The following is a 21,205-nucleotide window of genomic DNA, read 5'->3' as shown; positions in this document are numbered from 1 at the left end:
CCAGGTACCCAGCCTACCCGATGCGCGACGCGGCCCGTCCGGCCCGGAGGAGCCCCTGCAGGGCACCGCCCCCGGCGTGGTGACGGTCCGGGCGGCCCCGCGTCGAGACCCCCCGGACGGCCCCGAGTCACGGCCCCGTCCCGGGCCTGCGGGGGACGCGGGGTCCCTCAATCGCGGAGGTTGGCGCGTGCCTTCTCCACCGAGCGCAGCATCCGCTCCAGGGTGCCGCCGAAGTCGGCGAGCCGGGTGTCGACGTACTCGTCGACCTCGGTGCGCATCCGGGCGACGTCCGCGGCGGTCTGCGCCCCGAGCTCGTCGGCGCGGTCGACCGCGCCCCGGTAGACCTCCGTCTCGCTGATCAGCCGCTCGTGCTCGGCCTGCGCGGCCGCCAGGATCTCGGCCTGCTGGGCCTGGGCGTCGGCGATCAGTGCCTCGTACTGCCGGCGGGCCTCCTCGGCGACCTGCTCGGCCTCCTCCTCGGCGCGGGCGAGCAGGTCCTCGGCCTCGGCCTGGGCGCGGGCCAGCAGGTCGTCGCGCTGCCGACGGGCCGTGCCGAGGATCTCCTCGCGCTGCCGCCGGGCCGCGCCGACCACCTGCTCGGTCTCGCTGCGGGTGCGGCCGGTCAGCCGTTCGGCCTCGGCCTGCGCCTGCTGGAGGATCTCGGTGCGCTGCTCGACGATCGCGCCGGCCTTGTGCACCTCGGCCGGCAGGTTCTCGCGGAGGTCGTCCAGCAGGTCGAGCACGACGTCGCGGGGGACCATGCAGGAGCCGCCGGACATCGGCACGCTGCGCGCGTTCTCGATGACGCTGCTGAGCTCGTCGACGGTCTCGTACAGCCGGTAGACGACCTCGGTCACATCTCCTCCTCACCGGCGCTCGTCGGGGCCGCGACCGGCGGTGCGGTGTCCTCGCACGACCTCGCGAGCCCGGTCACGTGCCCTGCTCCCGGTGCGCGGTGAGCCGCTCGTGCACGGCCTTGGGCACCAGCCCCGAGACGTCGCCGCCGAAGGTGGCGATCTGCTTGACCAGACTGGAGGACAGGTGGCCGACCTGCGGGGCCGTGGGCACGAAGAGCGTCTCCACCCCGGCCAGCTCGCGGTTCATCTGCGCCATCTGCAGCTCGTACTCGAAGTCGCTGACCGCGCGCAGCCCCTTGACGATCACCGGGATGTCGTTGCTGCGGCAGTAGTCGACGAGCAGGCCCTGGAAGCTGTCGACGACCACGTTGGGCACGTCGACGAGCGCGTCGCGCAGCAGCGCGATGCGCTCGTCGACGGTGAACAGCCCGGCCTTGCCGGGGTTCACCAGGACGGCGACGACCAGTTCGTCGTACAGGGCCGCAGCCCGGCTGACGACGTCGACGTGGCCGTTCGTCACGGGGTCGAACGACCCGGGGCAGACCGCTCGCCTCACGGACAGCGACCGTACCGGAGCACGGCCTCGCCGTAGCGACGGTCGCGCAGTCCGCGCAGGGGTGTCGGCCACTCGAAGGGCGCCTCGCGGCTGGAGCGCTCGACCACGACGACCGCGCCCTCGGCCAGCCACTCCCCGCTGAGCAGCGCCGCCAGCACGCCGAGGACCTCGGGCAGCGGCGTGGCGTAGGGCGGATCGGCGAGGACGAGGTCGAAACGGGCCGGCGGCGGCCCGGCGACAACGGAGGGCACCGAGCCGGACACGATGCGCCCGCCGGGCAGGCCGACCGCCTCGAGGTTGGCCCGCAGCACCGGCAGCACCCGCGGGCCGTTCTCGACGAACACCACCCGGGACGCGCCGCGGCTGAGCGCCTCCAACCCCAGCGCCCCGGACCCGGCGTAGAGGTCCAGGACCGCGGCGCCGTCGAGGTCCAGCAGGGTGCCCAGGCTGTTGAACAACCCCTCCCGGGCACGGTCGCGGGTGGGCCGCACCCCCGACGGGGGCACCGTCAACCGCCGCCCGCCGGCCACACCTGCGATCAGCCGCGTCACGCCTTCTCCAGGTACTCCGCGCGCTCGTCGGTGGCCAGCGCGGCCACCTCCACCGCCAGACCCGGGAAGTCGGCCAGCCCGCGGTCGGTGGCCAGCAGCGCGGTGGCCTCCGTGCGGGCCTCGGCGATGAGCTGCTCGTCCTCCAGCAGGGAGAGCATCCTGATGCCCGAGCGGCGGCCGGACTGCGCGGCACCCAGCACGTCGCCCTCGCGGCGGGTCTCCAGGTCCAGCCGGGCCAGCTCGAACCCGTCGGAGGTGCCGGCCACCGCAGCCAGCCGCTGCCCGGTGGCCGAGGGCGCAGACGCCTCGGAGACCAGCAGGCACAGGCCCTGGTGCCTGCCACGGGCCACCCGGCCGCGCAGCTGGTGGAGCTGGCTGACGCCGAAGCGGTCGGCGTCCATCACGACCATCACGGTGGCGTTGGGCACGTCGACGCCGACCTCGACGACGGTGGTGGCGACCAGGACGTCGACCTCCCCCGCGGCGAAGGCGCGCATCCGCGCCTCCTTGTCCTCCGGGGTCATCCGGCCGTGCAGCACCTCCAGGCGCAGCCCGGCCAGCGGCCCGGCGCGCAAATCCTCGGCCACGTCGAGGACGGCCAGCGGCGGACGGCGGTCCGAGCCCTCCCCGGCCGGGGCACCGTCGGCGTCGTCGGGCTCCTCCTCGGTGGCGGCGTCCTCACCGATGCGCGGGCAGACGACGTAGGCCTGCCGGCCGGCGGCGACCTCCTCGCGCAGCCGCTCCCAGGCGCGGTCGAGCCAGGCCGGCTTGTCGCGGACCGGGACCACCGAGCTGGCCACCCCGCCGCGCCCGCCCGGCAGCTGGCGCAGCGTGGAGGTCTCCAGGTCGCCGTAGACGGTCATCGCGACCGTCCGCGGGATCGGCGTCGCGGTCATCACCAGCACGTGCGGGGGCCGGTTGCCCTTGGCCCGCAGCGCGTCGCGCTGCTCGACGCCGAAGCGGTGCTGCTCGTCGATGACGACCAGGCCGAGGTCCGCGAAGTCCACGCCCTCCTGCAGCAGCGCGTGCGTGCCGACGACGATGCCGGCGCTGCCGTCGGCCACCGCGGCGCGGCCCTGCCGGCGCGCAGCGGCCTTCTGCGAGCCGGTGAGCAGCACCACGCGGGTGCCGGCCGGGTCGCCGTCCAGCTCGCCGGCGCGACCCAGCGGGCCGAGCATCGCGCCGATGCTGCGCGCGTGCTGGGCGGCGAGCACCTCGGTGGGGGCCAGCAGCGCGGCCTGGCCGCCGGCGTCGACGACCTGGGCCATGGCGCGCAGCGCGACGACGGTCTTGCCGGCGCCGACCTCGCCCTGCAGCAGCCGGTGCATGGGCTGCTCGCGGGCCAGCTCGGCGGCGAGCTCCTCCCCCACCGCGCACTGGCCGTCGGTGAGCGCGAACGGCAGGGCCGCGTCGACGGCGTCCAGCAGGCCCCCGGGGCGTCGCGGCCGGGCGATCCCGGGCTCCAGCGCGGCGGCGCGGCGGCGGGCGGCGAGGGTCAGCTGGAGGGTGAGCGCCTCGTCCCACTTGAGCCGGTACCCGGCCCGCTCGACGTCATCGTCGGAGGTGGGCCGGTGGATGTCGAGCAGCGCCGCCGCCAGGCTGGGCAGCCCGTGCCGGGTGCGCAGCTCCTCGGGCAGCGGGTCCTCGACGAAGCCGAAGCCGCCGGAGGCGTCGAGCAGCAGCCGGACCGACTTCTGGATGACCCAGCTGGAGACGTCCTTGCTCGCCGGGTAGATCGGGATGAGCGCGCGGGCCCAGTCCGTGTCGTCGTCCCCGGTGATGAGGTGGCAGTCCGGGTGGGCGAACTGCTTGCTCCTGCGGTACTCGCCGACGGTGCCGGCGAACAGCCCCCAGGCCCCCTCGCGCAGGTTCGCGTGCCTGCGGTTGAAGAAGACCAGCTGCATGGACCCCGCGCCGTCGCCCACGGTGACCTCGGTGAGGGTGCCCGGGCGGTTGCGCATCTTCCGCGTGGCCACCTTGCGCACCTGGGCCAGCACGGTCACCCGGTCGCCGACCTGGAGGTCGTCGAGGCGGGTCATCTCCCCGCGCTTGGCGTACCGGCGCGGGTAGTGCCGCAGCAGGTCGCGCACCGTGTACAGCTCGAGCTGCTCGGCCATCGCCTTGGCGGTCTTGGCGCCGAGCACCCGGTCCAGCCGGGTGGCCATGTCGACGGCCACTACTCCACCCCCACCTGCAGCCGGACCCCCTCGGGTGCGCCGTCGTAGCGGGTCACCTCGACGGTCGGGTGCACCCCCGCCACGTGCGCGCAGACGGCGTCGGCGAGGTCGGTGTCGGAGCCGGCGACGACGGTGACCAGCTCCCCGCCGGCGGAGAGCATGCGGTCGAGCAGCTCGCAGGCGACCGCGGCCGGCTCCCTGCCGATGAGCAGGACGTCGCCCTCCGCCGAGCCCAGCACGTCGCCGGGCGCGCAGCGGCCGGCGCTGGTCAGCGCCTCGTGCTCGGCGACGGCGACCTCGGCCCAGCGGGTGGCCGCGGCCGCCTCGGCCATCGTGACGATGTCGTCGCCGAAGCGCCGGGAGGGGTCGGCGACGGCGAGCGCCGCGAGGCCCTGCACCGGCGAGCGGGTGGGGACGACCGCGACGTCGCGCCCCTCCTCGCGGGCGCGCTCGGCGGCGCGGGAGGCCAGGGCGGTGAGGGTCGGGTCGTTGGGCAGCACGACGACGCCGGCCGCGCCGGACCCCAGGACCGCGGCGAGCACGTCGTCCTCGGCCACGCCGCCGGGGCCGCAGGGGACGACGGTGGCGCCCTCGTCGGTGAACAGCTCGGCGAGCCCGCCACCGGGGACGATCGCGACGACCGCACGCGCGCCGGGGGCCGGCGCCGGCGCCCGCACCGGGGCCAGCGGGGTCACCGAGATGCGGTACGGCCGGCCGGCCTCGATGCCGGCCTCGATGGCCGCGCCGACGTCGCCGACGTGCACGTGCACGTTCCACTCGCGCCCGCCGGGGGTGTCGACGCCGACGACCACCAGGCTGTCGCCGAGGGCGGCCAGCCGGTCCTGCAGCTTGGCCACGGCGACCTCGTCGCTGTCGGCGAGCAGGTACTGCACCTCGCTGCCCGGGCCGGCGGGCGGCTGGTGGGGCAGGTCGCCGGGGTCGTGCCCGTGGTGGTGCCCGGCGTGCAGGCCGCGCTCGGCCCGGCGGACCAGCGGCGGGCGGTCGGGCTCGGCACCGGTCACCGTGGCGACCAGGGCGTCGAGGACCAGGCACAGCCCCGCTCCCCCTGCGTCGACCACGCCTGCGTCGCGCAGCGCGGCCAGCTGTCCCGGCGTCGCCTCGAGGGCGGCACGGGCGCCGTCCGCCGCGGCCCGCACCACCTCGCCCAGGCCGGTGTGCCCGCCGGCGACCGCGGCGACCGCCGCCTCACCGCCGGCCCGCGCCACCGTGAGGAACGTCCCCTCCTCCGGGTCGGCGACGGCGCCGTAGGCGCTGTCGGCGGCCTTCTGCAGCGCGGCGGCGAGGGTGGGCCCGTCGGCCGGGGGCTGGCCCGCCAGCTGGTCGGCCAGCCCGCGCCACAGCTGGGCGAGGATGGTGCCGGAGTTGCCGCGGGCGCCCAGCACGGCACCGCGGGCCACGAGCGCCCAGGCCGGCTCGGCCCGGTCGGGACCGGCCTCGTCGAGCGTGGCCAGGGCGGCCTCGGCGGTGGCCAGCAGGTTGGTCCCGGTGTCGCCGTCGGGCACGGGGAAGACGTTGAGGTCGTCGAGGCGGCCCCGCGCCGCGGACAGCACGGCGACCGCGGCCCGGCACCACTGGCCGACCGCGGCGTCGTCGAGCGCCGGCAGCACGGCCGGAGGGTACCCACGCGGACCGACGGCGCCGGGCGCGCAACGGGGCCCGGGCGCGCTCCGGCCGCCCTCCGCGACGTCGCCGCCGGGGAACGGCTAGACTCTCCGTTGGTCTGTGTGCGGGCGCGTCGGCGTGCCGCCGTCCGTGAAACGAATCTCTGGGAGTGATCCACCGTGGCTGCCGTGTGCGATGTCTGTGGCAAGGGGCCCGGTTTCGGTATGTCGGTGTCGCACTCGCACCGCCGCACGCCGCGCCGTTGGAACCCGAACATCCAGTCCGTGCGGGCGCTCGTCGCCCCGGGCAACCGTCGCCGCATCAACGCCTGCACCTCGTGCATCCGGGCGGGCAAGGTCGTGCGCGCCTGACGAAGGACCCCGCGTCCCCCCAGCCCTCGCGAGCTCGGGCCGGGACCCTGACGCGGGGCCGGCCCTGCTCTCGCCACCCGCGAGCTCGCGGCGGGACCCTGCAGGGGCCGAACGCCACACGGAGCCCGGAGGTCCTCGGACCTCCGGGCTCCGTCGCGTCCCGGGCCGGCTGCCCCCCGCTTGTCCCCGGCGAGGCGAGGACCTCAGCCGATGCCGCGGGCGCGGGCGGCGTCGACCACGAGGTCGACGACCGTCTGCAACGGCAGGGCCGTGCTGTCGATCACCAGGTGGTAGCTGCGCGGCGAGGTCGCGTCGACGCGGTAGGACCGCCGCACGTACCCCTCCCGCGCCGCGTCGTTGGCCCGCAGCTCCCGCCGCACCTCGTCGCGCGGGCGCCCGGTGCGCACCACGACCGCGTCGAGCCGCCGCTCCTCGGGGCCGTCGAGGCGGACGTGCAGCGTGCCGGGCCGGTCGCCGAGCACCAGCGCGGCGGCACGGCCGAGGACCACCCCGCCCGGCCCGTCGGCGATCTCGCGCACCACCCGCTCGGTCTGCAGCCGGAACGTCCGCTCGTCGAGCTGCTCGGTCACCGGGACGACGCCGCCCATCGGGTCGGGCATGCTGCCGAGGGAGGCGACGATGCGCCACAGCCCACGGGCGACGGTCTCGTCGTTGGCCTCCGCCTCGGCCAGCGGGACGCCGAGCCGGCCGGCCACCTGCGCGGGGATGGCCCGGTCGTGGAAGACCAGGCCCAGGTGCGCGGCGACGGCCGGACCGACCTGGTCACCGCCCGCGCCGTAGGAAGCCGAGATCGTCACCACACCGGCTCCGCTCACCGCTCCTCCTCATCGTCCAGTCCCTTGCCCAGGAACACCGCCCCGGGCAGGCCGGCGTACACGCCGTACCCGGGTGCAGAGGTGTAGCCGAGGGTGGCGTACAGCGCCAGCGCCTCCGGCTGCCGGGACCCGGAGTTCAGCACCACCGACCGGGCGCCGGCCGCGGCCGCGCTCTCCTCGAGCGCGGCCATGAGCAGCTGCGCCAGGCCCTGCCGGCGGAACCCGGGCGCCACGTACACGCGCTTGACCTCGGCCACGCCCGGCTCGTGCACCCGCCAGCCGCCGCACCCCGCGGGGACGCCGTCCACCTCGGCGACGAGGAACAGCCCGGCCGGTGGGGTGAACTCGGCCGGGTCGACGACCGCCTCGTCGGGACCGCCGTAGCGGGTCACGTACTCCTGCTGCACACGGGCCACCATCTCGCGGGCGAGCGGGTCGTCGTAGGCCACGGCCCGGAGCGTGACCGGGCGGCCGTCGGCCAGCCGGGCCTCAGCGGAAGTGCGCATGCCCGGTCCCCTCCGCCCCGACGGCCGCGGCCGCCGCCTCGGCCGGTTCGCCGTCGACCCGCACGCCGGCGCCCCCGGCGTGCACCGTGCCGATCGGCACCCAACCCTCCGGCAGCGCGGACCCGGCGGGGAAGGTCGCCAGCAGCGCGTGGTCCTCCCCACCGGTCAGCACCCACGCCATCGGGTCCCCGCCGAGGGCGGCCGCCACCTGCTGCAGCGGGCCGGGCAGCTCCAGGGTCGCCCGGACCAGCGCCGCCCGGTCGACGTCGACGAGCACGCCGCTCTCCTCGGCCAGGTGCCCGGCGTCGGCCAGCAGCCCGTCGCTGACGTCGCACATCGCCGTCGCACCGGCGTCGGCCGCGGCCGGCCCGGCGGCGTAGGGCGGCGCCGGACGGCGGTGCGCGGCCACCGCCGCGGCCGGGCTGGTGAACCCGCGCCGCAGCACGGCCAGACCGCACGCCGACCAGCCGAGCCGGCCGGCCAGGGCGAGCACGTCCCCCGGCCGGGCACCCGAGCGCAGCACCGGCGCCCGGCCCCCCAGGTCGCCCAGCGCGGTCACCGACAGGACGACGGCGCCGCTGTCGGGGGCCGACGACACCGTGTCGCCGCCGACGACGGCCGCCCCCAGCGGCGCGCACTCCGCGGCCAGTCCGGCGGCCACGCCCTCCAGCCACGTCGTCGGGGTGTCCGGCGGGCAGGCCAGCCCGACCAGCAGCGCGGTCGTCACCCCGCCCATCGCGGCGACGTCGGCGAGGTTGGCCGCGGCCGCCTTGTGCCCGACGTCCTCGGCCGAGGACCAGTCGCGCCGGAAGTGCCGGCCCTCGACGAGGACGTCCGTGGTCGCGACCACGCGGCCGTCGGGGGCGCGGAGCACGGCGGCGTCGTCACCGGGTCCGACGTCGGCGACCCGGGCCGTACCGGAGCGCGCGAGCACGCGGGCGATCACGCCGAACTCGCCGACGACCCGCACGCTGTCGGCGGGGTCGTCCCGCGGGACCAGCGGGCGGGGACGAGTCACCGGTCCCTCCAGCCCGCTGGGGTAGGTTGCCGAACTGTCCGCCCGCCGGCGCGCACGCCGCACCCGCAGCGCCGCCCGAGGAAAGGTCTCCCGTGGTCCACGCCTACATCCTCATCCAGACCGAAGTCGGCAAGGCCGCCCAGGTGGCGTCGAGCATCAGCGAGATCTCGGGTGTCACCAAGGCCGAGGACGTCACGGGTCCCTACGACGTGATCGTGCGGGCCGAGGCCGAGACCGTCGACGAGCTCGGCCGGCTGGTCGTCGCCCGGGTGCAGTCGGTCGACGGCATCACCCGCACGCTGACCTGCCCCGTCGTCAACATCTGAGCGCGCTGACCGAGAACCCCGCCCCGGACACCGGGGAGCCGTCGCCGCGGCCGTCCCGACCGGACGACCCGCTGCGCCGCGTCGCGCTCGTCGTGACCGCGGTCGCCCTGCCGCTGGTGGTCGTGCTCCTGGTGCTTACCCGCGTCCTCGGCGGGGAGGACGACACCGCCGGGGACCAGGCCGACGACGTGGTCGCCGACGTCGGCGGGACGCCGGCCCCGGGGCGGGCCGAGCTGCCACCGCTGCCGGTGGAGGTCCCCCCGGTGACCCCGGAGGCCGACGCCGCGTGCCCCGCCCTGATGGGCGCGCTCCCGCTCGAGCTGGCCGGCGAGCCGTCCCGCCCGGTGCAGTCCGCCAGCCCCTACGCCTACGCCTGGGGCGAGCCGCCGGTCGTGCTGGTCTGCGGCGTCGAGCGGCCGGCCGCGCTGGAGCCGACGTCCCCGCTGATCAAGGTCAACGGGGTCGACTGGCTGGTGGACACCAGCGACCCCGACAGCATCGTGTGGACCGCCGTCGACCGGCCGGTGTACGTGCGCGTGACCGTCTCGGCGGACACCGACAGCGCGCCGGTCACCGCGCTCGGCCCGGTCCTCGACGGCACCCTCCCCGTGCAGCCGGTCGACGCCGGCGGCTGAAGGAGGACCACCCTCCCCCCACTCGGAGACCCCGTCCTCCTCACCGCTCGCAGGCTCGCAGCGAGCTCCGGGCGGGGCCGGCGGGACCCTGGAGGGTGGCCGCCCCGTCCCGTCACCGGCGTCCGTCAGGACGGGGGCAGCCGGTCCAGCTGGGCCACCACCACGGCCCGCACCTCCTCGGTCACCGCGTCCACCGACCCGCCGACGGCGGTGACCGCGACGCTGAACACCCCTCGCGCGCACCACGCGAACGCCGCCGGCGAGGTCACCCCGACCGCCGGGGCACCCCGGTCGAGCTGCAGCAGCCGGCAGCCGGCGGGCAGCACCGGCGGCTCCTCGCGCAGCACACCCCCGTAGACGTCGCCGTCGTGCTCGGCCACGTCCCGGGTGAAGGCCGCGGCGCCCTCGGGCGTCCGGAACTGGTGGGTGAAGACGGTGGTCAGCGGACCCGACCCGGACCCCCAGTAGCGCTCCCAGCCGAACCGGTAGCCGTAGTCGTGCAGCACCTCGCGCTCGCGGGCGGCGTCCTCGGCGTAGCCGGCGACGTCCTCCACCGACTTCTCCCCCGCCGGGGGTGACAGGGCGTCGTCGGGGACCCGCGGCAGGCCGGACGCCACGGCGGGGACGACCAGCTCCTCGAGCTGCTGGGGGGTGTCCGGCGTCTCTGCGGCGGGTGCGGCGGACGCCCCGCCGTCGGCCGGGGTCGCGCAGCCCGGCAGCAGGGCCAGCAGCAGCACCAGGCCGCCGTGCCGGACGACCGCCGGCGGGCTCACGCCCGGGTGCCGTCCAGCGTCGCCTCGGCAGCCGGGTGGGCGGCCAGGGCGACCTCGACGAGCCGGTCCACCAGCGTGGCGAAGTCGACGCCGGTCGCCGCCCACATCCGCGGGTACATCGAGATCGGGGTGAAGCCGGGCATGGTGTTGACCTCGTTGACCACGAGCCGGTCGGCGCCGTCCGGGCCGGTGCCGAGGAAGAAGTCGACCCGCGCCAGGCCTCGGCAGTCCAGCGCCAGGAACGCCTTGCGCGCGGCCTCCTGCACCAGCCGGGTCTGCTCCGGGGTGAGGTCGGCCGGCACGTCGAAGTCGACCGAGTCGTCGAGGTACTTGGCGGCGAAGTCGTACCACTCGGTGCCCGGGCGCAGCCGGACCTCGGCCGGCAGGCTGGCCTGCGGGGGCCCGTCCGGCCGGGCGAGCACGCCGCACTCCACCTCCCGTCCGGGGACGGCGGCCTCCACGATCACCTTGGGGTCGACCGCGGCGGCGGTCGCCACCGCCTCGGGGAACTGCGCCCAGTCGGCCACCTTGGTGATCCCGATGCTGGACCCGGCGCGGCAGGGCTTCACGAACACCGGCAGACCCAGCCGCTCGCGGTCCGCGTCGTCGAGCACGCCGGGGTCGGCCGACACCGCGCCCGACGCGTCCCGCAGCACGACGTGGGCACCCTGCGGCAGCCCGGCGGCCGCCAGCAGCTTCTTGGTGAACTCCTTGTCCATCGACGCCGCGCTGGCGAAGACGCCCGAGCCCACGTAGGGGATGCCGCTCATCTCCAGCAGCCCCTGGATGGTGCCGTCCTCGCCGTACGCGCCGTGCAGCACCGGGAAGACGACGTCCACCTCGGTCAGCGCGGAGGCCGGGCCGGCGGCCGGCTCGAGGACGGCCAGCCCCCGTCCTCCCGGATCGCCCACCAGGGAGACCGCCGTCCCGCCCGTGACCTCCGGCAGCTCCCCCTCGGCGATCGCCAGGCGCTGCGCCGGGTCGGCGAGCACCCAGCGGCCGTCGCGGGCGATGCCCACGGGGACGACGTCGTACCGGTCGGGGTCCAGCGCCGCGAGGACGGCCCCGGCGGAGACGCAGGAGATGGAGTGTTCCGCGCTGCGGCCGCCGAAGACGACCGCGATCCGCAGCTTGCCCGCCTGTCCGCTCATCGCGGCCGACCCTAGTCGAGGCCGCCCACCGTGCCCGGACGACGGGCGGTGGACCGCGCCGCGGCACCGGCGGTGTGGGAACCTCGTCGTCGATGCGCGAGAACCTGGCCGTCCCGCCTGGCGGGAGCCTCCCGGGGACGGCGGCCGACGACGTCGTCCCGCCGTCCTTCCCGCGCGGGCTGCGGCTGGCCGGGGCCGCCGTGCACCTCTACACCGCCAGCGGCACGGTGCTGGCGCTGCTCATCGTGCTCGCCGCGTTCGACGGCGACGCGGTGGCCGCGCTCTGGCTGGGCCTGGTCGCCCTCGTCATCGACGGCACCGACGGGATGCTCGCCCGCCGGATGCGGGTCAAGGAGACGATCCCCTGGTTCGACGGGGCGCGGCTCGACGACATCGTCGACTACCTGACCTACGCCTTCGCCCCCGTCGTGCTGCTGTGGACCACCGGGTCGCTGCCCGACGGCGTGCTCGGGTGGGTCGTGGCCGCGCTGCCGCTGCTGGCCTCCAGCTACCAGTTCTGCCGGGTGGACGCGAAGACCGACGACCACACCTTCCTGGGCTTCCCCAGCTACTGGAACGTCGTCGCCTTCTACGCCGTCGTCCTGGATCTCGGGCCGGGCGCGATCGCGGCGGTGCTGGTGGTCTGCTCGCTCCTGGTCTTCGTGCCGGTCCGCTACCTGTACCCCTCGCGCACACAGGCGCTGCGCGGGCTGAGCCTCGCGCTGACGGTGGTCTGGCTGGTCAGCTACGCCGTCCTGCTGCTGCAGGTGCCCGACCCGCACCCGGTCGTGGTGGCGCTGTCGCTGTCCTACCTCGTCTACTACGTCGGGGTGAGCCTGTGGCTGACCGCGCGGGCGGCCCGCCGTCGGCGCGGTGAGCCGGCCGCGACCGGCTGAGCCGCCTCAGACCGCGTCCAGCGCGGCGGTGAGGTCGGCCACCAGGTCGGCGGTGTCCTCGATGCCGCAGGACAGCCGCACGAACCCCTCCGGGACGGCGTCCCCACCCCACTGCGCCCGCCGGTCGACGGTGCTGTGCACCCCGCCGAAGCTGGTGGCCGCCGTCCAGAGCCGGCCGGCCGCCAGCAGCCGCGCGACCGCCGCCGCGTCGGGCAGCTCGGCGGAGACGACACCGTTCGGGCGCAGCATCTGCCGGGCGGCGAGGTCGTACGAGGGGTCCCCGGGCCGCCACGGCCAGCGGACGCCGCCCACCGCCGGGTGCGCGGCCAGGAGGTCGGCGACCGCCGCCGCGGTGGCCGCCTGCCGGGCCAGCCGCAGGTCCAGCGTGCTCATCGAGCGGTGCCCCAGCCACGCCTCGAAGGGGCCGGGCGTGCCGCCGGTGTGGTCGCGGAAGGACTTCAGGCTCGCGTACAGCGCCTCGTCGGTGGTGCTGACGTGGCCGAGCAGCAGGTCGCTGTGGCCGGTGAGCGCCTTGGTGTCGCTGCCGACGGTCAGGTCGGCGCCCAGCGCCAGCGGCCGCTGGCCCAGGGGGGTGGCGGTCGTGTTGTCGACGGCGAGCACGGCTCCGGCGGCACGGGTGGCGCGGGCGACGGCGGCGATGTCGCAGACGTCCAGCAGCGGGTTGCTCGGCGTCTCGAGCAGCACGAACCGGGCACCCTCGAGGTCGCCGCGAGCCGCGACCGCACCGATCTCCGGGGTGGCCACGTACTCGACGGTCACGCCGTAGCGCTCGAGCTCGTCGCCGGCCAGCAGGCGGGTCGCGTAGTAGCCGTCCGACGGCAGCACCACGCGGTCGCCGGCCCGCACGACCGCCAGCACCGCCGCGCTGATCGCGGCCATGCCGGTCGCGAAGGACAGGCACCGGCCGCCGTCGAGCTCGCCGACCGCCGCCTCGAAGACCCGCAGCGTGGGGTGCTCGGTGCGCGCGTAGGCGTCGGCGCCGTCCGCGCGGGGTGGGCGGTCGCCCAGGTGGTACGGGGCGGCGAAGACCGGCGAGGGCCGCAGCGGCGCGCCCGGCACGGGCGCCTCCTCACCGGCCCGGACCGAGCGGGTGCCGTCGCCCCACGTCCCGTCGGTCACTCCGGCTTCGCTTCCCGGGACATGATCTCCTTGACCATCTGCGTCACGGGGACGCCGTCGTGGCACACCCGGACGACCGCCTCGGTGAGCGGCACGTCGACCCCGTGCGCCCGCGCCAGGTCCAGCACCGACCGGCAGCTCTTGACCCCCTCGGCCACCTGCCGGGTGCTCCGCTGCACCTCCTCGACGGACATGCCGCGCCCCAGCCGCTCCCCGAACGTCCGGTTGCGCGACAGCGGGGAGCTGCAGGTGGCCACCAGGTCGCCCAGCCCGGCGAGCCCGGCGAAGGTGGCCGGCTCGGCACCGAGGGCGGCACCGAGCCGGGCGGTCTCGGCGAGGCCGCGGGTGATGAGCGAGGCGCGGGTGTTGTCGCCGAAGCCCATGCCCTCGGTAATGCCGCAGGCCAGTGCGATGACGTTCTTCACCGCCCCGCCGAGCTCGCAGCCCACGAGGTCCTGGTTGGTGTACGGGCGGAAGTAGGGGGTGTGGCAGGCCGCCTGCACCTGCGCCGCGCGGTCGTGGTCGGTGCAGGCCACCACGGTGGCGGCCGGCTGCTCCTCGGCGATCTCGCGCGCCAGGTTCGGGCCCGACAGCGCGGCGACCCGGTCGGGGCCGGCGCCGGTGACCTCGCAGATCACTTGGCTCATCCGCTTGGTGCTGCCCAGCTCGATGCCCTTCATCAGCGAGAGCAGGACCGCGTCGGCCGGCAGCAGCGGCGCCCACTCGGTGAGGTTGTCCCGCAGCGACTGTGAGGGGACGGCGAGCACCACGATCTCGGCGTCGGCGAGGGCCTCGGCGGCGTCCGCGGTGGCGCGCAGCCGGTCGGGCAGCCGGATGCCGGGCAGGTACTCGGCGTTCTCGCGGGTCTCGCCGATCGCGTGCGCCAGCTCCGGACGGCGGGCGTGCAGCAGCACCGTGCAGCCGGCGTCGGCCAGCACCTTCGCGAAGGTGGTCCCCCAGGAACCGGCCCCCAGGACGGCGGCCCGGGACCCCGTGGACGCCCTCACGCGGCACTCCCCGGCAGGTCACCGGGCAGCGCGCGCCGCGGGTGGGGGGTGCTCGTGGGAGGTGCCGGCTCCCCGCGGAGCTCGGCCAGCTGGTCGCGCACGCAGGCCATCATCCGGTCGGTCACCTCGCGCAGCAGGTCCCCGGTCATCGGCCGGCCGGCGCGGACCTGGGCCCGCAGGTCGGTGAGGTCCAGCGGCTCGCCGACCAGGTGGTCGGCGGGCGCGCGCAGCCGCAGGCGCAGCTGCTTGGTGTGGTAGTCGTGCACCCGCTGCGGACCCCACTGCGCCACCGGGAGGACGACGGCGTCGGTGGTCAGCGCCAGCCGCGCCACCCCGGTGCGGGCCTCCATGGGCCACCAGTCGGGGTCCCGGGTCACCGACCCCTCCGGGTAGATCACGACGACGTTGCCGGCGGCCAGGTCGGCCTCGGCGGCCGCCAGGGACGCGCGGGCGTCGGCCCGGCCGCGGGCGACCGGGATCTGCCCGGCGGCGCGCAGGATCCTGCCGGCGAGCCCGGTGAAGACCGCCTCCTTGGCCAGGAAGTGCGGCACGCGGCCGCAGTCCCAGACCAGCCGCGCGCAGGCCAGCGGGTCGAGCACGGACACGTGGTTGGCCACCAGGAGCACCGGGCCGGTGCGGGGGAAGCGCTCGGCGTGCCGGTACCGCATCCGGAACAGCAGCGCGGTGACCGGGTAGATGACCGCGACGCAGAACAGCAGCGCCGGCGGCAGCGGCCTGCGGGTGCGCCACCGGGACGGCGGGGCTCCGGCACGGCGCGACACCCCGGTCTGCGGGAACCCGTCCTGCGTCACCGGTTCCTCCCTCCTGCGCCCGGCCACTGCCGGCCGGGACGTCGTGAGAGCCCATGATCGGCCCTGGGTCGGTCCCCGGAGCGCACCGGGGTGCAGCCGCCCGGTCCGCACCCCGGCGCCGGTGTGCTCACATTGTGGCCGTGCGCGCGTGGTCGGTCGTCGTCCCGGCGAAGCGGCTGCCGCTGGCCAAGAGCCGCCTCACGCCGCTGCCCGAGGGCCTGGAGGGCCCGCCGGACGCGCACGACCGGCTGGTCCTGGCGCTGCTCGCCGACACCGTCGCCGCGGCACTGGCCTCCCCCGCCGTCGCCGGCGTCCTGGTCGTCACCGACGACCCCGCGGCCGCCGCGGAGGTCACCCGGCTGGGTGCCCGCACGGTCCCCGACGAGCCCGACCGCGGCCTCAACCCGGCCCTCGAGCACGGCGCCCGCGCCACCGGGGGGACGGCGGTGGCGGCGCTCTCCTCGGACCTGCCGGCCCTGCGCCCGGAGGAGCTGACCGCCGCCCTGGCCGCGGCGGAGGCCGCGCCGCGCTGCTTCGTCCCCGACGCGCAGGGCACCGGGACGACGCTGCTCACCGCCGCCGGCACCGGCCTCTCCCCCGCCTTCGGGGCCGGGTCGGCGCGGCGGCACGCGGCCGGCGGCGCCGTTCCGCTGACCGGCGACTGGCCCGGCCTGGAGCGGGACGTGGACACGCCCGGCGACCTGCGCGGCGCCCTCGCGCTGGGCGTCGGGCCGCACACCGCGGCACTGCTCGGCGGGGCGACCCGGGCCTCCGGCTGACCTGCTGCTGGTCACGCACCGGCAACCGGACTGCGGCACGATGAGCCCGTGCCCCCGACCAGATCCGGCGCCCCGGCCGACCGGTACATCAACCGCGAGCTGTCGTGGCTGGACTTCAACTCCCGTGTGCTCGAGCTGGCGGAGGACGACTCCCTGCCGCTGCTGGAGCGGGTCAAGTTCCTGGCGATCTTCGCCGGCAACCTCGACGAGTTCTACATGGTCCGCATCGCCGGGTTGAAGCGCCGGCAGAGCACCGGGCTGACGGTCCGCTCGCCCGACGGGCTGACCATCCGCGAGCAGCTGGCGCTGGTCACCGAGCGGACCCGCGACCTGGTGCACCGGCACGCCGACGTCTTCACCAAGGACATCAGCCCGCGCCTGGAGGAGTCCGGCATCCGGATCGTGCACTGGGGCGAGCTGGCCGACGACGAGACCAAGCGGCTGCGGGAGTACTTCCGCGACCAGGTGTTCCCGGTGCTGACCCCGCTGGCGGTCGACCCGGCCCACCCGTTCCCCTACATCAGCGGGCTGTCGCTGAACCTCGCCGTCCAGGTCCGCGACCCCGACACCGGCGCCCCGCGCTTCGCCCGGCTCAAGGTGCCCAACAACGTGCCGCGGTTCGTGCCCGTGGGGGGTGCCGACCCGGCCCCGGGTGCGACGTTCCTGCCCCTCGAGGACCTCATCGCGGCGCACCTGCCGCAGCTGTTCCCCGGCCTCGACGTCATCGGCCACCACCTGTTCCGGGTCACCCGCAACGCCGACCTGGAGGTGGAGGAGGACCGCGACGAGGACCTGCTGCAGGCCCTGGAACGCGAGCTGGCCCGCCGCCGCTTCGGGCCGGCGGTGCGGCTGGAGGTCGCCGAGCCGATGGACCCGGCGATCCTCGACGTGCTGGTCAGCGAGCTGGAGGTCGGCAAGTCCGACGTCGTCCACGTGCCCGGGCTGCTCGACCTCGCCGCGCTGTGGGAGCTCTACGGGCTCGACCGCCCGGAGCTCAAGGACGAGCCGTTCGTGCCGGCCACCCACCCGCGGCTCAGCGAGGGCGAGACGCCCAAGAGCGTGTTCGCCACGCTGCGGGAGGGCGACGTGCTCGTCCACCACCCGTACCACTCGTTCGCGACCAGCGTGCAGCGCTTCATCGAGCAGGCCGCCGCCGACCCGGACGTGCTGGCGATCAAGCAGACCCTGTACCGGACCTCGGGTGACTCGCCGATCGTGAACGCGCTCATCGACGCCGCGCACGCCGGCAAGCAGGTCGTCGTCCTCGTGGAGATCAAGGCGCGCTTCGACGAGGAGGCCAACATCAGCTGGGCCCGGTCGCTGGAGCGGGCCGGCTGCCACGTCGTCTACGGGCTGGTGGGGCTCAAGACCCACTGCAAGACGGCGCTGGTGGTGCGCCGGGAGCACGGCGTGATCCGCCGCTACTGCCACATCGGCACGGGCAACTACAACCCCAAGACCGCCCGGCTCTACGAGGACCTCGGCATCCTGACCGCCGACCCGCGGGTGGGCGCCGACCTGACCGACCTGTTCAACACGCTCACCGGCTACTCGCGGCAGACGACCTACCGCCGGTTCATGGTGGCGCCGCACAGCATCCGCCCCGGGCTGGTGGAGAAGATCCGGCGGGAGGCCCGCAACGCCCGCGAGGGCCGGCCGGCCGGCATCCGCATCAAGGTGAACTCGCTGGTCGACGAGGAGCTCATCGACGCCCTCTACGAGGCGTCGGCGGCCGGCGTGCCGGTGGAGCTGCTGATCCGCGGCATCTGCTCGCTGCGCCCCGGCGTCCCGGGCCTGTCGGAGAACATCCGGGTGCGCTCCATCGTCGGCCGCTTCCTGGAGCACTCCCGGGCGATGTGGTTCGCCAACGGCGGCGAGGGTGAGTGGTGGCTCGGCAGCGCCGACCTGATGCACCGCAACCTCGACCGCCGCGTCGAGGTGCTGCTGCGGGTGTGCGACGACACCGCCGCGCGCCAGCTGCAGGACGTCTTCGACGCCGCGATGGCCGACGGCGTGCGCTGCTGGGAGCTGGGCAGCGACGGCGCGTGGACGCGCAGCGGTGAGTGCGACTACCAGGCCGCCCTGATGGCGGCGGCGGTGGACCATGCCGGCTGAGGGCGGCCGTCTCGTCCGCGCGGCCGGCGGCGCGCTGTGGCGCCCGGCGGACGGCGGCGGCCTCCAGACCGCGCTGGTGCACCGGCCCAAGTACGACGACTGGTCGCTGCCCAAGGGCAAGCCCGACGAGGGCGAGCACCTGCTGGAGACCGCGGTGCGCGAGGTGGCCGAGGAGACCGGGCTGGAGGTCGTCGTCGGACGGCGCAGCGTGCGCACCGAGTACGAGGTGGCGGAGGGTCCCAAGCGGGTCGACTACTGGCTGATGCGGGTGGTCGGCGGGGAGTTCGCACCCAACGACGAGGTCGACGAGCTGCGCTGGCTGCCGGTCGAGGAGGCCTGCTCGCTGGTCAGCCACGCCCACGACCGCGCCGTGCTGGCCGACCTGGCACGCGCCGACGTCCCGCGGGAGCCCTCGCTGCTGTTGGTCCGGCACGCCAAGGCCGGCAGCAAGTCGGACTGGGACGGGCCCGACGAGCTTCGGCCCCTGGATGCCAGGGGCCGCCGGCAGGCGGCGCGGCTGGCCGCGGTGCTGCCGCTGTTCCGGCCGGTGGAGCTGCTGAGCGCCGAGCGGGTCCGCTGCCGGGAGACCCTCGAGCCGCTGGCCGACCGGCTGGGCCGGGGCATCGACCCACTGCCCCCGCTCGGCGAGGAGGAGTTCGCCGCCGATCCGCAGGCGGCCCTCGGCGCGGTCGAGCGGCTGCTCGGCCCGCGTGGGGAGCCGGGAGTGGCCGTCGTCTGCAGCCAGGGCGGGGCGATCCCGTCGGTGCTGGCGGCACTCGGCGTCCGCTTCGCCGGCGTTCCCGGCGCGCTGCACCCGCCTGCGGCGAAGGGCAGCACGTGGGTGCTGGGCGGGCGACCGGGCGCGCTGTCGGCCGACTACTACCGGGACTTCTCGGCCGACAGCGCCGAGGAGCCGGCCGTCACCGGCCTGCGCTGAAGCACCCCTCCTCCCCACCCCCGTGGGCTCGCGCGGTCGGTCGTGGACGACCACCGGGACGCAGCGGGAGGGCGACCCCGTCCTCAGGCGGGCTGGGCCGGGAGCGCCTTGGGCAGCCAGGCCGGACGGCGGGCCTCGAAGGCCTCGATGTCGGTGAGGTGCCGCTCGGTGAGCCCGACGTCGTCGAGGCCCTCCAGCAGCCGCCACCGGGTGTAGTCGTCGATCTCGAACGGCACGCGGTGCCCGCCGTAGGTGACCTGCTTGTCCTGCAGGTCGACGGTCACCTGCGTGGTGGGGTCGGCCTCCGCCGCCGCCCACAGCGCCTCGACCTCGGCCTGCGGCAGGATGACCGTGAGCAGCCCGGACTTGGTCGAGTTGTTCTTGAAGATGTCGGCGAACCGCGAGCTGATGACCACGCGGAACCCGCCGTCGAGCAGCGCCCAGCAGGCGTGCTCGCGGGAGGACCCGGTGCCGAAGTCGGGACCGGCCACGAGGATCGACGCGTCGGCGTACCGCGGCTGGTTGAGCACGAAGTCGGGCTCGTTCCTGCGCCAGGCGACGAACAGGCCGTCCTCGAACCCGGTGCGGGTGATCCGCTTGAGGTACTCCGCGGGGATGATCTGGTCGGTGTCGACGGCGCTGCGGCGCAGCGGGGCCGCGGTGCCGGTGTGCGTGGTGAAGGCGTCCATGGCGATCAGTGCTCCAGTGCGGGTCAGACGGTGGCCGGGACGGGGGCGTCGGCCAGGTCGGCGGGGGCGGTGAGCCGCCCGGTCAGCGCGGTGGCCGCGGCGACCGACGGCGACACCAGGTGGGTGCGCCCGCCCTTGCCCTGCCGGCCCTGGAAGTTGCGGTTGCTGGTCGAGGCCGACCGCTCCCCGGGCTTGAGCTGGTCGGGGTTCATGCCCAGGCACATCGAGCACCCGGCGCCACGCCACTCTGCACCGGCCTCGGTGAACACCCGGTCCAGGCCCTCCGCCTCGGCCTGCAGCTTGACGCCGACCGACCCGGGGACGACGAGCATGCGGGTGTCCGGGTCGATGTGCTTGCCCCGCAGTAGCTCGGCGGCGATCCGCAGGTCCTCGATCCGTCCGTTGGTGCAGGAGCCGAGGAAGACGGTGTCCACCTCGATCTCGCGCAGCGGCGTGCCGGGGGTCAGGCCCATGTACGCCAGCGCCTGCTCGGCGGCACGGCGCTCGCCCTCGTCGGCGATGGCGGCCGGGTCGGGCACCGACTCCGCGATCGGCAGGCCCTGGCCGGGGTTGGTGCCCCAGGTGACGAACGGCGTCAGGGACGCCGCGTCGAGCACGACCTCGGTGTCGAAGACCGCACCCTCGTCGGTGCGCAGCGTGCGCCAGTACTCGACGGCGGCGTCCCAGTCCGCGCCCTGCGGCGCGTGCGGGCGGCCCCGCAGGAACTCGAAGGTGGTCTCGTCCGGCGCGATCAGCCCGGCGCGGGCGCCGGCCTCGATCGACATGTTGCAGATCGTCATCCGGGCCTCCATCGACAGCGCCTCGATGGCGCTGCCGCGGTACTCGATGACGTGGCCGGCGGCACCGTTGGTGCCGATCTCCGCGATGACGGCCAGGATGACGTCCTTCGACGAGACGCCCTCGGGCAGCTCGCCGTCGACGGTCACGGCCATCTGCTTGGGCCGGTACTGCGGCAGGGTCTGCGTCGCGAGCACGTGCTCGACCTCGCTGGTGCCGATGCCGAAGGCCAGTGCACCGAAGGCGCCGTGCGTGGAGGTGTGGCTGTCGCCGCAGACGATGGTCGTGCCCGGCTGGGTCAGCCCCAGCTGCGGGCCGATCACGTGCACGATGCCCTGGTCGCGGTCGCCCATGGGGGCCAGCCGGATGCCGAACTCGGCGGCGTTCTTCCGCAGCGCCTCGACCTGCGCGCGGCTGACCGGGTCGGCGATGGGCTTGAGGATCTCCAGCGTCGGGACGTTGTGGTCCTCGGTGGCCATCGTGAGCTCGGGGTGGCGCACGGTGCGGCCGGCGGCGCGGAGGCCGTCGAACGCCTGCGGGCTGGTCACCTCGTGCACCAGGTGCAGGTCGATGTAGAGCAGGTCCGGCTCGCCCGCGGCGCTGCGCACGACGTGGGCGTCGTAGACCTTCTCCGCCAGGGTCTTCGGCACGG

The 21,205-nt window shown here is 75.8% G+C and carries 22 protein-coding genes; 7 read left to right on the top strand and 15 right to left on the bottom strand.

Going from position 1 to position 21,205, the window contains the following annotated elements:
- Positions 1–167: 167 nt before the first annotated feature.
- The 5 genes from BMW27_RS15515 to BMW27_RS15495 form a co-directional block, all read right to left on the bottom strand.
- Positions 168–857: a hypothetical protein gene (locus BMW27_RS15515; RefSeq protein WP_091445609.1), complete on the bottom strand. Its 690-nt coding sequence runs from the start codon at positions 855–857 to the stop codon at positions 168–170.
- A 73-nt stretch (positions 858–930) separates the two neighbouring features.
- Positions 931–1,413, bottom strand: a complete 483-nt coding sequence (gene coaD, locus BMW27_RS15510; protein ID WP_091445607.1) for a pantetheine-phosphate adenylyltransferase — start codon at positions 1,411–1,413, stop codon at positions 931–933.
- The gene (gene rsmD, locus BMW27_RS15505) at positions 1,410–1,964 is read right to left on the bottom strand and encodes a 16S rRNA (guanine(966)-N(2))-methyltransferase RsmD (protein WP_091445605.1); all 555 of its coding nucleotides are present in this window, start codon (positions 1,962–1,964) and stop codon (positions 1,410–1,412) included. Before rsmD ends, coaD begins: the two co-directional genes overlap by 4 nt.
- On the bottom strand, positions 1,961–4,141 hold the full coding sequence (gene recG, locus BMW27_RS15500; protein ID WP_217638169.1) for an ATP-dependent DNA helicase RecG: 2,181 nt from the start codon (positions 4,139–4,141) through the stop codon (positions 1,961–1,963). Before recG ends, rsmD begins: the two co-directional genes overlap by 4 nt.
- The gene (locus BMW27_RS15495) at positions 4,141–5,769 is read right to left on the bottom strand and encodes a DAK2 domain-containing protein (protein WP_091445603.1); all 1,629 of its coding nucleotides are present in this window, start codon (positions 5,767–5,769) and stop codon (positions 4,141–4,143) included. Before BMW27_RS15495 ends, recG begins: the two co-directional genes overlap by 1 nt.
- A gap of 183 nt (positions 5,770–5,952) precedes the next feature.
- On the opposite strand from BMW27_RS15495, the gene rpmB reads away from it, so the two are divergent.
- Positions 5,953–6,135, top strand: coding sequence for a 50S ribosomal protein L28 (gene rpmB, locus BMW27_RS15490; protein ID WP_425283681.1), 183 nt, complete (start codon positions 5,953–5,955; stop codon positions 6,133–6,135).
- Positions 6,136–6,338: 203 nt separating this feature from the next.
- Here the strand turns inward: rpmB and BMW27_RS15485 are convergent, their stop codons facing one another.
- From BMW27_RS15485 to BMW27_RS15475, 3 genes are read right to left on the bottom strand one after another with little or no spacing between them, the layout of a single operon-like run.
- Complete coding sequence (locus tag BMW27_RS15485; RefSeq protein ID WP_091445602.1) at positions 6,339–6,971, bottom strand: cytidylate kinase-like family protein; 633 nt, start codon at positions 6,969–6,971, stop codon at positions 6,339–6,341.
- Positions 6,968–7,477 carry a GNAT family N-acetyltransferase gene (locus BMW27_RS15480; RefSeq protein WP_091445600.1) on the bottom strand — a complete coding sequence of 170 codons (510 nt, stop codon included), beginning with the start codon at positions 7,475–7,477 and terminating at the stop codon, positions 6,968–6,970. The genes BMW27_RS15485 and BMW27_RS15480 overlap by 4 nt, the downstream gene beginning before the upstream one ends.
- Complete coding sequence (locus tag BMW27_RS15475) at positions 7,461–8,495, bottom strand: thiamine-phosphate kinase (RefSeq protein WP_245743616.1); 1,035 nt, start codon at positions 8,493–8,495, stop codon at positions 7,461–7,463. The genes BMW27_RS15480 and BMW27_RS15475 overlap by 17 nt, the downstream gene beginning before the upstream one ends.
- Before the next feature lie 92 nt (positions 8,496–8,587).
- Between BMW27_RS15475 and BMW27_RS15470 the strand changes: the two genes are divergently transcribed.
- Positions 8,588–8,821 carry an Lrp/AsnC ligand binding domain-containing protein gene (locus tag BMW27_RS15470; RefSeq protein ID WP_012950031.1) on the top strand — a complete coding sequence of 78 codons (234 nt, stop codon included), beginning with the start codon at positions 8,588–8,590 and terminating at the stop codon, positions 8,819–8,821.
- Positions 8,822–8,913: 92 nt separating this feature from the next.
- Positions 8,914–9,456 carry a DUF3515 domain-containing protein gene (locus BMW27_RS15465; protein ID WP_091445598.1) on the top strand — a complete coding sequence of 181 codons (543 nt, stop codon included), beginning with the start codon at positions 8,914–8,916 and terminating at the stop codon, positions 9,454–9,456.
- Between the two features lie 125 nt (positions 9,457–9,581).
- Here BMW27_RS15465 and BMW27_RS15460 read toward each other — a convergent pair whose 3' ends face one another.
- The gene (locus tag BMW27_RS15460) at positions 9,582–10,229 is read right to left on the bottom strand and encodes a hypothetical protein (protein ID WP_091445597.1); all 648 of its coding nucleotides are present in this window, start codon (positions 10,227–10,229) and stop codon (positions 9,582–9,584) included.
- Positions 10,226–11,380, bottom strand: coding sequence for a D-alanine--D-alanine ligase family protein (locus BMW27_RS15455; protein ID WP_091445595.1), 1,155 nt, complete (start codon positions 11,378–11,380; stop codon positions 10,226–10,228). The genes BMW27_RS15460 and BMW27_RS15455 overlap by 4 nt, the downstream gene beginning before the upstream one ends.
- Positions 11,381–11,472: 92 nt before the next feature.
- On the opposite strand from BMW27_RS15455, the gene BMW27_RS15450 reads away from it, so the two are divergent.
- Positions 11,473–12,276 (top strand): CDP-alcohol phosphatidyltransferase family protein, encoded by an 804-nt coding sequence (locus BMW27_RS15450; protein WP_091445793.1) that lies wholly within the window; start codon positions 11,473–11,475, stop codon positions 12,274–12,276.
- A gap of 6 nt (positions 12,277–12,282) precedes the next feature.
- On the opposite strand, the gene BMW27_RS15445 is transcribed toward BMW27_RS15450, so the two are convergent.
- Genes BMW27_RS15445 through BMW27_RS15435 form a run of 3 tightly spaced genes read right to left on the bottom strand, consistent with a single transcriptional unit; the run spans position 12,283 to position 15,235 of the window.
- Positions 12,283–13,416 (bottom strand): cystathionine gamma-lyase, encoded by a 1,134-nt coding sequence (locus tag BMW27_RS15445; RefSeq protein ID WP_091445594.1) that lies wholly within the window; start codon positions 13,414–13,416, stop codon positions 12,283–12,285.
- Positions 13,413–14,423: an NAD(P)H-dependent glycerol-3-phosphate dehydrogenase gene (locus BMW27_RS15440; RefSeq protein ID WP_091445592.1), complete on the bottom strand. Its 1,011-nt coding sequence runs from the start codon at positions 14,421–14,423 to the stop codon at positions 13,413–13,415. The genes BMW27_RS15445 and BMW27_RS15440 overlap by 4 nt, the downstream gene beginning before the upstream one ends.
- Positions 14,420–15,235, bottom strand: coding sequence for a lysophospholipid acyltransferase family protein (locus BMW27_RS15435; RefSeq protein ID WP_091445590.1), 816 nt, complete (start codon positions 15,233–15,235; stop codon positions 14,420–14,422). The genes BMW27_RS15440 and BMW27_RS15435 overlap by 4 nt, the downstream gene beginning before the upstream one ends.
- 140 nt (positions 15,236–15,375) lie before the next feature.
- Between BMW27_RS15435 and cofC the strand changes: the two genes are divergently transcribed.
- Genes cofC through BMW27_RS15420 form a run of 3 tightly spaced genes read left to right on the top strand, consistent with a single transcriptional unit; the run spans position 15,376 to position 19,066 of the window.
- Positions 15,376–16,014 carry a 2-phospho-L-lactate guanylyltransferase gene (gene cofC, locus BMW27_RS15430; RefSeq protein WP_245743614.1) on the top strand — a complete coding sequence of 213 codons (639 nt, stop codon included), beginning with the start codon at positions 15,376–15,378 and terminating at the stop codon, positions 16,012–16,014.
- Positions 16,015–16,062: 48 nt separating this feature from the next.
- Positions 16,063–18,129 (top strand): RNA degradosome polyphosphate kinase, encoded by a 2,067-nt coding sequence (locus tag BMW27_RS15425; RefSeq protein ID WP_091445588.1) that lies wholly within the window; start codon positions 16,063–16,065, stop codon positions 18,127–18,129.
- Positions 18,119–19,066, top strand: coding sequence for an NUDIX hydrolase (locus BMW27_RS15420; RefSeq protein WP_091445586.1), 948 nt, complete (start codon positions 18,119–18,121; stop codon positions 19,064–19,066). The genes BMW27_RS15425 and BMW27_RS15420 overlap by 11 nt, the downstream gene beginning before the upstream one ends.
- Before the next feature lie 83 nt (positions 19,067–19,149).
- On the opposite strand, the gene leuD is transcribed toward BMW27_RS15420, so the two are convergent.
- Complete coding sequence (leuD, locus tag BMW27_RS15415) at positions 19,150–19,755, bottom strand: 3-isopropylmalate dehydratase small subunit (protein ID WP_091445584.1); 606 nt, start codon at positions 19,753–19,755, stop codon at positions 19,150–19,152.
- 23 nt (positions 19,756–19,778) lie between these two features.
- Entirely contained in the window at positions 19,779–21,203 is a 1,425-nt protein-coding gene (gene leuC, locus BMW27_RS15410) for a 3-isopropylmalate dehydratase large subunit (RefSeq protein ID WP_217638168.1), read from the bottom strand.
- Between the last annotated feature and the right edge of the window lie 2 nt (positions 21,204–21,205).

The sequence above is a fragment of the Geodermatophilus poikilotrophus genome (genome assembly GCF_900111455.1).
Taxonomy (GTDB): domain Bacteria; phylum Actinomycetota; class Actinomycetes; order Mycobacteriales; family Geodermatophilaceae; genus Geodermatophilus; species Geodermatophilus poikilotrophus.
Note: the sequence above shows the minus strand (reverse complement) of the source record. Positions and strands in the feature narration are given on the sequence as shown.